The organism is Trinickia symbiotica (assembly GCF_003028655.1).
GTDB classification, from domain to species: domain Bacteria; phylum Pseudomonadota; class Gammaproteobacteria; order Burkholderiales; family Burkholderiaceae; genus Trinickia; species Trinickia symbiotica_A.
Genome location: NZ_PYUC01000021.1, coordinates 1 through 12,133, shown reverse-complemented (window position 1 = coordinate 12,133; position 12,133 = coordinate 1). Strand labels below are relative to the sequence as shown.

Genomic DNA, 12,133 nt, shown 5'->3' with positions numbered 1-12,133 from the left:
TAGCTCGGAGATATGTCAGTTGACGCGCTTGCGACTGGCGATCAGAGCCACGAGCGCGAGGGTCGAAATCACTATCAGGTAATAGGCCGGCGACATGATGCTGCCCGTCATTTTTACGAGAAGGTTGGTCACGACAGGCGTGAGTCCGCCGAACAGCGTCATCGCGATTACGTAGGCGAGCGACGAGCCGGTGGTCCGGCAGGACGTGGGAAACAGTTGTGATAGCAACGAGCTCACCGGCGCGTAGTAGAAGCTGTAGAAAACCAGTGAAAGGGTGCACTGGAATGCGATCAATGTTGCGGTGCTGGGCGCACGCGTGAGCATGTAAAAGAGCGGCAGAATCAGCACCATTCCGCATAGTAGCGCGGCACGCATCACCTTGACGGTGCCGAGCCGGTCCGCTGCGATGCCACCGATTATCGGGAACACGACGGATACGAGGCCACTCAGAATCGATGACAAAAAGGCTGCGTCCTTGCTGATTCCCAGATTATGAATTGCGAACGTCGGCATGTAGATGTTCATAAAGCTCGCGAGGCCGCCCGCGCCCGAGATGATCGCGCCCATGAGCACGCTTGGCATATGTGATTGTGCCGTTTCGCGCAGCGGCTTGTGTGGCACCACGTCGCTCGCTTGCTCGAACGCGGCCGTTTCGTTCACTTTCCTGCGGATGTAGAGGCCAATCGGTCCGATCAGACAGCCAAAGGCGAACGGCAGACGCCAGCCCCAGGAATCGATCTGTTGCGGCGATAGATAGCGATTCACGCCGTAGGCGAATAGCGAGGCCGCCAATACAGCGAGACCCGACGTCGACCATTGCAGGCTCCCGAAAAAACCCCTCCGCTTTGCATCCTGCTCAGTCAGAAATGAATTGGCCGCTCCGAATTCGCCCCCTGCAGAAAAGCCTTGCAGCAGGCGTCCTGCGACTAGAATAATCGGCGCGAACACGCCGATCTTGTCATACGTGGGCACAAGGGTGATCGAGGCAGTGCCGCACAACATCAGGAACGCCGTGAGGCTTAACGTGAAGCGCCGGCCGTATTTGTCTGCGACGACACCCAGGATGATCGCACCGACTGGACGAATAAGGAATGAGCTAGCGAAGGTCAGGAGGCTGAGCAACAGCGCCGATTGCTCGTCGCCGGTAGGAAAAAATAGCTTCGAGACCGTGATCGCGAACATCGCGTACACGAGCAGGTCGAACCACTCGAAAAATGTGCCGAAGTTCGCAGCAATGACATCGCGCATCTTACTCGTTACGGTCTTCGAGCAGATAATGGGGTCAAGGGTGTTGGCTCTGTTCAGCATTTTGTTTCCTTTGCCATCGGTGCTCGCGAGCACCCAACAGGTGTATCGCCGCCTGTCGTCGCGACAGCAGGGGGAGACAGTCGCTTCTTGGCATCTGCTGCCGAAATCGATGTCTTCCAGTTGCGGGGTTATTCGTTGCGCCGCCAGGCCATGCACCGGCGGCATGACCAGAATGGTGTGCCGTCCGCGTGAAGGACACAATGCCGTCAAAAAAGGTCGGGTATTTGAAATTCGTATAGAGGGTTTCCCCTGATACATATACAGGCTTCACTCGGCACCTCATTGCCTCGCTCGTCGAGTATTCCCGCGGCCGTCGGACTCAAATGTCGAGGTCGAGAAACGCGGTCCGAACCCGCGAACCGACGAAGATGCAAGCCAGTGTTCAGCGGCGACGCCGCAGCCAGTCCGGCTCTCTTTGGGGGTAGGGGGATACCCTTATCCATTTTTCAAATAGTTGGCCGCGTTTGGCGACATTGTTTATCGGACAGTGAAGCGCGAATATTTATTCATGCCGCCATGTATCGGGCGGGCCAGTTCAAGAATGGGAGCGCTTGCAATGACGAAAGACGGAAAAATGAGGCTCGGCCTCTCGATGAGATATCTCGGCTATCACGTGGCTGCCTGGAGGCATCCAGACGTGCCTGCTGACGGCGCGCTCAGTTTCGAGTACTTCCTGAACACGGCCCGCAAGGCGGAAGCAGCGCATCTCGACATGGTTTTCTTCGCTGACGGTCTGGGGATCCGAGCCAACGACAATCCGAAAGGATCGCTCGCGCGTGATATGCGCAATGCTGAGTTGGAACCCATCACACTCCTCGCCGCACTGGGCGCGACGACGTCAAATATCGGCCTGGTGGCAACAGCCTCGACCACGTACAACGAACCATTTCACATCGCGCGCAAATACGCTTCGATCGATCATATCAGCGGTGGCCGCGCGGGATGGAATGTCGTCACATCGTGGTCAGATGAGGAAGCCCAAAACTTCAACAGGAACGAGAACCTTGCTTATGAAGAGCGGTACGAACGAGCCGACGAGTTCGTCGACGTCGTCAAGTCCCTTTGGCGAAGCTGGGAGGATGACGCGTTCGTTCGAGATAAGGAAAGCGGACTTTTCTACCACGAAGACAAGTTGCACGTTCCTGACCACAAGGGCAAGCACTTCCAGGTGCGCGGCCCACTGAATTCGGCGCGCACACCGCAGGGAGAGCCGATCATCGTGCAGGCCGGAGCTTCCGAGGCCGGACGTGAACTCGCTGCTAGATGCGCGGACGTGGTTTACAGCAACTCGCACGACCTGAAACATGCGCAAGATTACTACCGCGATCTTAAGGCGCGGCTGGCGAAGTATGGTCGCGAGCCCGGAGAGTTGCTAATCATGCCGGGCATTACACCGTTCGTTGGTAAAACCAGGCAAGAGGCGCAAGACAAGTTCGACCAGCTTCAGGAGCTTATCCACCCGCTGAGCGGTCTGGCCTCGCTCTATAACGCACTGGGCGACCTGTCTGGGTATCCGCTTGATGGGCCAGTGCCAGACATCGGTGGTCAGAAACTCCGGAGCATCGCATCAAACCTGTTGGAGATGGCTCGTACCGAGAAACTCTCAATTCGACAACTCTACCAGCGCGTCGCATCGACTTTCTGGGTACGCCTCGCGATTGGAACTGCGAGCGACATCGTTGATGAGATGGAAGAGTGGTTCAAGAATGACGGCGCCGACGGCTTCAATTTTTGCCCGGCCATCCTTCCGGGTGGCATGGACGACATTAGTGATTTCCTCATCCCGGAACTGCGTCGCCGCGGGTTGTTCAGGGATCGCTATGAAGGACGAACTCTGCGCGAGAACCTTGGCCTCAAACCCAGCGTCTTCAAGCTTGCGTGATCCGTCATAGTCGAGGCAGGTGACCAAATGCAAACCATCGGTTCCAGAGCCAACTTCCAGCAGGCGATGTCGCTGTTCGCTGCTGGCGTTACAGTTATTACCGCAAGGCACGACGGACAGCCATTCGGGCTCATCGCTACATCGGTATGCAGTCTATCCGACGACCCGCCATCGGTCATCGTTTGCGTGAACAAGAGCGCTTCATCCCACGACGCGATCCTGAAAGCAGGGAGTTTCGCCGTAAATCTGCTCTCCACAGCGCACTGCGGGGTCGTTGACACATTTCGCAAAACCAAAGGGCAAGCCCGCTTCACAGCCAACAAATGGGCATCTCTCGTGACTGGTGCACCGGTCCTGGCTGATGCGACGGTTGCGTTGGACTGCGAAATCAGTGATCAGCATGACGGATTTACCCACTCCATCATCGTTGGAGTAATCAAAGAGATTGCATTTAATGAAACCGCTGATGCGGGATGCCTTCTGTGGCACGAACGCGGCTTTGCACGGAGTGCGCCTCTGACTATTTGACTGCAGACGCCGGTGCTTTAAGTTGAACGGATTGTCGGCCAGTGTAATCGCTCATCGTGATCGAATCCTTATTGAGCAGTGCCAGCCGCGAACCACGAGAAATGTCCGACCGTCCGAGCACCATGGTCGGCACATCCTTGCGATGCTGGTCCGAAACATAGATGATGGCTGTTGAAAGCGGGCTATCAACTGGGAAACTATGAACATCCGGCAACTTGAAGCATTCCGCACGACTATGATGGTCGGCACTGTAAACGGTGCTGCGGACTTACTTGGGCTATCTCAGCCATCGGTGAGTCGCTTAATCACCGAGCTCGAAAAGGAGCTCGGCGTGACATTGTTCAACCGCGCTGCTGGCAGGCTGGTGCCGACGCCTGAAGGAAGGATGATCCACGAGCAAGTAGAGAACACATTCCGTGCGTACCAAAGGATCGGGGAACTTGCCGCTGATGTGAGGAAACTTCGCGTAGGCAGCATCTCGATCGCATGCATGCCGGCGCTAGGAATAAGTTTTTTGCCCGCGGTCATAGCCCGTTTTTGTGAAGCTCATCCAGACGTTGATATCTCACTGGATGTTCAAAGCTCCACGAAGGTGGAGGACTGGATTGCGACGGAAAGAATCGATCTTGGTCTTGCAGAAGTACCTTACGACCGAGAAGACCTTTCAGTAGACGAATTCTGTAATGTTCCCTACTACGCCGTCATGAAGAAGGGGGATCAGCTCGGAGAAAAGTCGATGCTTTCACCGGCGGATTTCGAAGGGCGCACGTTTATCTCCACCACGGCACACTATCAAGCCCGGCCGCATGTTGATCGCCTTTTCGAATCGCGAGGCATACACCGTGTCATGCGTATCGATACGTCGTTTTCCCACTCCACATGCGAGTTGGCCGCACTGGGAATGGGTGTCGGTTTTATCGATCCTTTCAGTGTTCACGGATACCTTGATCGGGTCGAGGTCCGTCTCGTAGACCCTTGCATAACCTTCAGGGTTGGACTGCTATACCCGAGATCTCGCCCGTTGTCGAAAGTAGGGCGAACATTTGTTTCGTTTATGAAGGAGTGTCGTGACCGATGGTTCGCTGAGGTGGCCGCAGCTTGTAAACGTCATGTATGACTCTGCCGAGACTCTTCTAAACCTGCAGTGGCAGTGGCGGTCTCGATTGACGTCATGAATACATTAAGACTCAGGCGTGACTCCTGAGACATCCGTCTCAAATGTTGCGTCTATTTTTGGTTTCGAATAGATCGTTATCGAGCTATGACTATGGCTATCAAAACGATTCGCACACCTAGTTATCCAATCGATGCGCAGTTCGTCGAGCGCTGGTCGCCTCGCGCCTTCACATCGGATCCTATCGATGAGCGTACCATACTCACTATTCTCGAAGCTGCGCGTTGGGCTCCTTCCTCTTATAACTCTCAGCCCTGGCGGTTTGTTTACGCCCGTCGTGAAACAGATCAATGGGTCTCGTTTCTTTCGTTTTTGAACGAATTCAACCGCTCCTGGGCAGTCCGTGCCGCGGCGATCGTTGTGGTTTTGTCAAAGCAGACCTTTCGGCTTCCTGGAAAAAGTGAGGAAGCATCGTTGCCTACGCATTCATTTGATGCCGGAGCTGCCTGGGCATTTCTTGCGTTGCAAGCTAGCCTTCTAGGATGGGGCGCTCATGCTCTTGCAGGGATCAACAGCGACCACATCCGTAGCGAACTGAGCATTCCAGACGATTTTTCAATCGAAGCGTGCATAGCACTGGGCCGAGCTGGGGATGCTGCGCTACTTCCGCATTTTCTCCAGGCAAAGGAGGTGCCGAGTGAGCGTCGACCGCTCGTCGAGTTGGCGGCGGAAGGACGTTTTGTCGACGGAACATAGCTGTTTTTAGAAACAGCATTTTCTAGCATGCATGCGGGTTCCTCGGGGCCATTGGAGTTGGCATGCGTCGGCGTGCAGACCAGGTGTCAGCAGCTAGCAAGAAGGTGCCCGAAGGGGCCCGCATGCGCCGTCTCATACGCGTTGCCTTATGACACGCGCTACCTAACAGCGCTTTTTACTGGGAGAAACTATGGAACAGTTGATTTTCGAACGGATTTGTAAGATCGACCCGACTCAGCTGCAGGAGAATATGAGCTATCCCGCTGACGAAATGCTAATCACTGGTAAGCCGAAGAGAATCAGCCGTCCTTTGGTGGACTTTGAACCATCACGTCCGGGTGTCGGTTTCTGGGAGGCAGAGGTCGGCGCCTGGAAGTTCGTCTATCCATCAAACCGAAACGAGATCTTCCACGTCCTGGAGGGTACCTTTTCGCTCGAGAGCGAAACCACGCCGCAGACCGAATTCTGTAAGGGCGACACGGGCGTTATTCCCGCCGGCTTCTCAGGAACTTTGAGAGTCACCGAGGCAGTTCGAAAAATATACGTTCTTCTCACCTGAGAAGCGTCACCGACGACGTCGCAAGTTGACTCGCGAAGCGTCTTCGCAAAGTCGCGTTGAGCTGCACTATGACGGAAGGTAGTTAAATGACCTATTCAGATACCAAGCTATTCATTAACGGAACTTGGTGTGACGCACTTGATGGAGCGACCATCAATGTGATCAGCCCTTCTACCGGCGAAAGGATTGGCGTGGTCGCCTGCGCAGCAAAGGAGGACCTTGAACGCGCTGCATCCGCTTCAGAAGCGGGCTTTGCTGAGTGGCGCGACGTCGCGGCGGTTGACAGAGCGATGATGATGAGAGGCGCGGCAATGCTCCTGCGAGAGCGCGTCGAGACCATAGCTTCCCTCCTAACGCAAGAGCAGGGAAAGCCGCTTGCGGAAGCGCGGGCGGAAGTCTTCTCGGCGTCGGAGATTATCGAATGGTTCGCTGATGAAGGCTTGCGCGTCTATGGACGCGTCGTGCCGTCGCGGAGTCAGAATGTTCAACAATTGGTGCTCAAGGAACCCGTCGGACCGGTCGTAGCCTTTACGCCGTGGAACTTTCCGGTTAATCAGATCGTTCGGAAACTCTCGGCCGCGCTTACCACCGGCTGCTCTTTCATTGTGAAAGCGCCGGAAGAGACGCCCGCCTCGCCGGCGGCGCTAATTCGGGCATTTGTGGACGCCGGCGTTCCTCGGGGCGTTTTAGGCCTCGTCTTCGGAAACCCTACGGAAGTTTCTGAGTTCCTTGTTTCCCATCCGGCAGTTCGAAAGGTCACATTCACAGGATCAACGGCTATCGGCAAGCAACTGGCCAGTTTGGCCGGCCGACATATGAAACGGACGACGATGGAGCTGGGCGGTCATGCGCCGGTGATCATCGCTGCAGACGCTGACGTCGAGGAAGCTGCAAAAGTTTTAGGTGCCGCAAAATTCAGAAACGCGGGACAGGTCTGTGTTTCGCCCACGCGATTCCTGGTGCATAACAGCTTACTCGGGTCGTTCGAGGCTGCGATGGTCGCGTATGCCGAACAGTTGAAAGTAGGTGACGGTCTCGAAAAAAGTACGTCGCTAGGGCCATTGGCAAATAAACGTCGCTTGGCGGCCATGAAGGAGGTCGTTAACGACGCACGCGAGTCTGGCGCCAAATTATTGACGGGTGGGAACCAGATCGGCGATCGAGGAAATTTTTTCGCGCCTACGGTGCTTTCCGACGTGCCATTGACGGCGGCAATCTTCAATGAGGAGCCTTTTGGCCCTGTTGCTGCGATACGAGGATTCGATGACCTCGACGAAGCAATATCAGAAGCGAACAGGCTTCCGTATGGACTTGCGGGATACGTATTCACGAATAGCGTGAAGAGCGTACATCAGCTTTCGCAACGTTTGAATGTTGGAATGCTATGGATTAATCAGGGCGCTACGCCGTGGCCTGAAATGCCGTTCGGCGGCGTCGGCGATTCCGGTTACGGTTCGGAAGGTGGTTGCGAGGCGTTGGAACCTTACCTGGTTACCAAGGCCGTCACGGTTAAAAGCGGATCACCGACGTAGAGGCGTTGACCGCTTTCTCAGAGTGTAAGGCCCATGGGCCAAGGCAAACCATCAAACACATACTCCGCGGCGGCGGTGAGTTCAAGAGAATAGATCAATGCGCAACGCAAATGTATCCACACTGCTCAATGTACTACTTGGCGAGGAAAAGACTCGTGTCCTTTTTTCCACGCTCAATTTCCCCTCCATTTTCAACGACTGGGAAGAAGGCACTGTAACCCGTGCTGAGTTGGCCCAGGCGATGAATATGGCGCTCTTCGATGACCTTCTACAGCGGTCGGAAAACGGCCGCACCTATACGAAGCAAGCGATTGCGAGCGGCGGCTCAGTGTTCTTCGATCACGGAGCGCTGCGCACGGTGCGCTGGCCACATAACGGCGCGCTGCCGCCCGGCGAGGCTGCGTTCACCCGCATTCTTCGTCCCCTTGGCTTCAGGCTCAACGGCCGCTATCCACTCGACAAGCTCGGCATGACCGGCCGTGCGTATGTGCAAGAGGACGCCCCCGATGAGATCGCCCAGTTCTTCGTCAGTGAGCTACACCCGGAGCGTTTTTCGAAGGAGTTCCAGCAGGCCGTGACGAACGTCGTCGCTTCATCTAAAGATCCCCTGACGGCGCTCGCGATCTCGCAGCTTTCGGAACTGGAGCGGGATGGTTCGTTGCCCATCGACGCTGCCGAACAGTTGTTGCCCGTGATCGTCGGTGCGTTCTCCCGTCAGCATGACATTCCACGGGAAACGGATTACGACGTATTACTACTCGAATCGGCCGAGATGGCCTGGATCGCGACTGAGGGGAACGCCTTCAACCATGCAACGGATCGCGTCGAGGACGTGTTCAGCCTCTCGGAAGATGAGAAGTCGAAGGGCCGCCCAATAAAGCCCGAGGTCGAACGTTCGCGTTCGGGGCGCGTGTTTCAGACAGCTTATAGGGCGGACACGGTGCGCCGCGCCTTCCGCTCGTCCGATGGGAGCGAGATTATCCGAGAGGTGCCTGGCTCGTTCTATGAGTTCATTACGCGCAAGCGTGAGTTCGATCGGGCAAAGCGCCGTTGGCAGACAGACCTGCGCTTCGATGCAGGCAACGCCACCGGTATCTTCAAGATGACAGCCAACGCGGCGAAGTAACGTGAAAGAAGCCACACCGTTTCGGGCGAGCGAGCGCCTTTTGCAGGACGTCGAAACCGAACTGCGTGCGAATGTGCGCGGCGAAGTGCGTTTCGATGTGGGATCGAAAGCGCTGTATGCGTCGGATGCATCGAACTACCGGCAGATACCGCTCGGTGTCGTCGTGCCTGTCGATATCGATGATCTCGTCGCCTCGCTCGACGTATGTTGTCGCAAGGATGTGCCGTTCCTGACGCGGGGCGGCGGCACCTCGCAGAACGGGCAGTGCGTGAACGTGGCGGTCGTGGCCGACGCAAGCAAATATTTGAACCGCGTCGTATCGATAGATGCAAAGACGCGCATCGCGATCGTAGAACCCGGTGCAATCTGTGACACCTTGCGTGATGCCGCCGAAGCATACGGCTTGACCTTTGCGCCGGACCCGGCCACGCACAGCCGCTGTACGCTCGGCGGCATGATCGCCAACAACTCATGCGGCGCGCATTCGGTGATGGCGGGCAAGACGGTCGAGAACGTGGAAGCGCTCGAAATCGTGACCTACGATGGTGCGCGCTTCTGGGTAGGTCCGACCAGCGACGCCGAACTCGAGGCGATCATCAGCGAAGGAGGGCGGCGGGGCGAGATCTATCGCAAGCTGCGCGATTTGCGTGATCGCTATGCAGATCGCATCCGCGACGCGTTTCCGCAGATCAAGCGACGCGTCTCCGGTTTCAACCTGGATCAGTTGCTGCCTGAAAATGGTTTCAACGTGGCGCGTGCCCTCGTGGGAACCGAAGGCACATGTGCCGTGACCCTTCAAGCCAAGGTTCGGCTCGTCCACAGCCCGTCGTGCCGCGTATTGCTTGTCCTCGGTTTCGAGGATATCTACACTGCGGCCGATGCCGTTTCGCATTTCAACCGCTTCTCACCGATCGCAATCGAGGGGTTGGACCGCGCCATCATTCGCGGCTTGCAGGTGCGCGGATTGAAGGCGGAAGAAATCGCGCTGCTTCCTGTTGGCAATGCGTGGGTGGTGCTGGAATTTGGCGCAGATACGGTTTCTGCTGCGCTCGCGCAAGCGCGCGAAGCGCACCGATTTTTCAAAGCAGGATTGGGCGGCGAGAACGTGACGGGCGTCGTCGTCGAAGAGAAAGAGAAGCAGCAAAAAATCTGGTCGATTCGCGAGACTGGCGCATCTGCTGTCGCGCTGTCGATCGATCCCGATGAGCCCGATCCGATCGTCGGATGGGAAGACGCCGCTGTCGATCCGCTGCGTCTCGGTGACTATCTGCGCGAATTCCAGGCGCTCGTCGATCGCTTCGGCTACGAGACGTGCCTTTACGGTCACTTCGGCGACGGCTGCGTGCATGCGCGCGTAACTTTTGATATTCGCGCGGCACAGGGCGTGATCAGGTGGCGCGAGTTTTTGCGGGAGGCAGCGCAACTTGTTGTCGACTACGGCGGCTCCCTGTCCGGCGAACATGGCGATGGACAAGCCAAGGCCGAGTTCCTGCCCATCATGTACGGCCCTGAAATCATGCGGGCGATGGAAGAGTTCAAGGCTATCTGGGACCCGGGAAATCGCCTGAACCCCGGCAAGGTCGTAAACGCGTATCGCGCGGATGAGAATCTGCGCATGGGGCCTTCGTACAAGCCCGTGAAGCTCACGACGAAACTGACGTTTGCTAGCCCCGAAGGCGATGGTTTGCAGCGCGCTGTAGAGCGTTGTATAGGCATGGGGAAGTGCCGCTCTCTCAATGGCGGCACCATGTGTCCGAGCTTTCGCGCGACGCGCGAAGAAAAGTATTCGACCCGTGGTCGCGCGCATCTGCTCTGGGAAATGCTGCAAGGCGAAGTCATCACGGACGGATGGAACAGCCGCGAGGTGAAGGAAGCGCTAGACGGCTGTCTCGCGTGCAAGGGCTGTAAGTCGGACTGTCCGACGCATACTGACATAGCGGCGTATAAGGCCGAGTTCTTGTCTCACTACTACCGGCGTCATCGCCGGCCGAGACAGGCGATGTTCATGGGGAGTATCGGGCAATGGGCGCCGCTGGCGAGTCGTTTTTCGTGGCTAACGAATCTCATGACGTCGTCGCGTTTCATGGCCCCTATCAGCAAGTGGATCACGGGCATCGCGCCGCAGCGCAACCTGCCGCTGTTCGCACCGAAGCCGTTCAGACGTCTTCCAGATCGTCATCGCGTCCACGACAGGCATCCGAACGCGAGGCCGGCGGGTAAGGTCATTCTGTGGGTTGATACCTTCAACGATCATTTCTCGCCTCAAATCGCGAGCGCAGCATTCGATGTCCTGACACTCCTCGGATACGACGTCGTCTTGCCCCGCAAACGTCTGTGTTGCGGGCGTCCGCTGTATGACTATGGGCGTCTCGATGAGGCGAAGGCATTGTTGCGACGCGCCGTCGACGAATTATCGGAGGACATCCTGCTAGGCGTTCCTGTCGTCGGTCTCGAGCCGGGGTGCTTGTCCGTGTTCAAGGATGAACTGCTCAAGCAGTTGCCGCAGGATCGGATCGCGCGAAAGCTCTCAGCGCAAACGCATCTCTTATCGGATTTCCTCGTCGCGACGGATTTTCAGTGGCCGACGCTCGATGCCGAAGTCGTCGTGCACGGTCATTGTCACCAGAAATCGCTGTTCGGCATGACGGGCGAAGCCGCACTGCTTGACAAACTCGGCGCGCGCTGGAAGCTGCTCGAAACAGGATGCTGTGGCATGGCCGGGTCGTTTGGTTTCAACAACGAGCACTATGAACTGTCGATGAGAGTGGCGGAAGACAAGCTACTGCCGCTTTTGCGCGCAGCGCCGCGTGATGCGTTGATCCTCACAAACGGCTTCAGTTGCCGTGAGCAAATCCAACAAGGTGTGAAGCGACCGGTCTTGCATATCGCCGAGTTTGTGCTTCGTGCGCTCACGAGCCCAAACGCCGGCCATCTGGTTCTAGATCCAGCATTGCGGGCGACGTGAATTCCGCTGTAATCCGTGCATCTTTGCGCCGATTCAGACAGATCAAGCATAAGCGGCGCTCAATGCTCGTTGTTCCGGAGACAGTGTGGACGATGCTACCCGACTATCAAGCAATATCATGATTGGACCGTCAAGACAGTTCTAATGAGGTAAAGAATCAACATGCGAATTTGCCGCCACGGCGTAAGCGTTGCCTCATCACCGTCTGTTCATGAGGGCATGAAGTCGGCAACCTAATTCCCACCAGATCTGAACTGAACCCCTGAAGTTGGACGGTGGGTGAACGAATCTCACGCGAATCGAAGTCGGTACTCGACGGGGCTCAGCCCCTTGAGTTTGAGTTTGATCCGCTCATGATTGTAG

At 56.6% G+C, this 12,133-nt stretch carries 10 protein-coding genes; 8 read left to right on the top strand and 2 right to left on the bottom strand.

Annotated elements, in window-relative coordinates; all coding sequences use genetic code 11:
- Positions 1 to 15: 15 nt before the first annotated feature.
- Positions 16 to 1,473 (bottom strand): MFS transporter, encoded by a 1,458-nt coding sequence (locus C9I57_RS28955; protein WP_258187882.1) that lies wholly within the window; start codon positions 1,471 to 1,473, stop codon positions 16 to 18.
- Positions 1,474 to 1,864: 391 nt separating this feature from the next.
- Between C9I57_RS28955 and C9I57_RS28950 the strand changes: the two genes are divergently transcribed.
- The 8 genes from C9I57_RS28950 (at position 1,865) to C9I57_RS28915 (ending at position 11,770) form a co-directional block, all read left to right on the top strand.
- On the top strand, positions 1,865 to 3,190 hold the full coding sequence (locus C9I57_RS28950) for an LLM class flavin-dependent oxidoreductase (RefSeq protein ID WP_107153987.1): 1,326 nt from the start codon (positions 1,865 to 1,867) through the stop codon (positions 3,188 to 3,190).
- A gap of 27 nt (positions 3,191 to 3,217) precedes the next feature.
- Entirely contained in the window at positions 3,218 to 3,718 is a 501-nt protein-coding gene (locus tag C9I57_RS28945; RefSeq protein ID WP_107153986.1) for a flavin reductase family protein, read from the top strand.
- 199 nt (positions 3,719 to 3,917) lie between these two features.
- Positions 3,918 to 4,835, top strand: a complete 918-nt coding sequence (locus tag C9I57_RS28940) for a LysR substrate-binding domain-containing protein (RefSeq protein WP_107153985.1) — start codon at positions 3,918 to 3,920, stop codon at positions 4,833 to 4,835.
- 150 nt (positions 4,836 to 4,985) lie between these two features.
- A complete protein-coding gene (locus tag C9I57_RS28935) occupies positions 4,986 to 5,588 on the top strand; it encodes a nitroreductase family protein (protein ID WP_107153984.1) in 603 nt (200 codons plus the stop codon).
- A 190-nt stretch (positions 5,589 to 5,778) separates the two neighbouring features.
- The gene (locus C9I57_RS28930; RefSeq protein WP_107153983.1) at positions 5,779 to 6,147 is read left to right on the top strand and encodes a cupin domain-containing protein; all 369 of its coding nucleotides are present in this window, start codon (positions 5,779 to 5,781) and stop codon (positions 6,145 to 6,147) included.
- A gap of 86 nt (positions 6,148 to 6,233) precedes the next feature.
- On the top strand, positions 6,234 to 7,679 hold the full coding sequence (locus C9I57_RS28925; protein WP_107153982.1) for an NAD-dependent succinate-semialdehyde dehydrogenase: 1,446 nt from the start codon (positions 6,234 to 6,236) through the stop codon (positions 7,677 to 7,679).
- A gap of 97 nt (positions 7,680 to 7,776) precedes the next feature.
- A complete protein-coding gene (locus C9I57_RS28920) occupies positions 7,777 to 8,805 on the top strand; it encodes a DUF1338 domain-containing protein (RefSeq protein WP_107153981.1) in 1,029 nt (342 codons plus the stop codon).
- Between the two features lies 1 nt (position 8,806).
- Positions 8,807 to 11,770: an FAD-binding and (Fe-S)-binding domain-containing protein gene (locus C9I57_RS28915; protein ID WP_107153980.1), complete on the top strand. Its 2,964-nt coding sequence runs from the start codon at positions 8,807 to 8,809 to the stop codon at positions 11,768 to 11,770.
- Between the two features lie 290 nt (positions 11,771 to 12,060).
- On the opposite strand, the gene C9I57_RS33720 is transcribed toward C9I57_RS28915, so the two are convergent.
- The coding region (locus C9I57_RS33720) for an IS3 family transposase (RefSeq protein ID WP_146166288.1) at positions 12,061 to 12,133 on the bottom strand (73 nt) is incomplete at its 5' end.

Coding starts and splice junctions, on each gene's coding strand:
- C9I57_RS28955 (WP_258187882.1), bottom strand. CDS start 1,473: ATGCCGCCGGTGCATGGCCTGGCGGCGCAACGAATAACCCCGCAACTG.
- C9I57_RS28950 (WP_107153987.1), top strand. CDS start 1,865: ATGACGAAAGACGGAAAAATGAGGCTCGGCCTCTCGATGAGATATCTC.
- C9I57_RS28945 (WP_107153986.1), top strand. CDS start 3,218: ATGCAAACCATCGGTTCCAGAGCCAACTTCCAGCAGGCGATGTCGCTG.
- C9I57_RS28940 (WP_107153985.1), top strand. CDS start 3,918: ATGAACATCCGGCAACTTGAAGCATTCCGCACGACTATGATGGTCGGC.
- C9I57_RS28935 (WP_107153984.1), top strand. CDS start 4,986: ATGGCTATCAAAACGATTCGCACACCTAGTTATCCAATCGATGCGCAG.
- C9I57_RS28930 (WP_107153983.1), top strand. CDS start 5,779: ATGGAACAGTTGATTTTCGAACGGATTTGTAAGATCGACCCGACTCAG.
- C9I57_RS28925 (WP_107153982.1), top strand. CDS start 6,234: ATGACCTATTCAGATACCAAGCTATTCATTAACGGAACTTGGTGTGAC.
- C9I57_RS28920 (WP_107153981.1), top strand. CDS start 7,777: ATGCGCAACGCAAATGTATCCACACTGCTCAATGTACTACTTGGCGAG.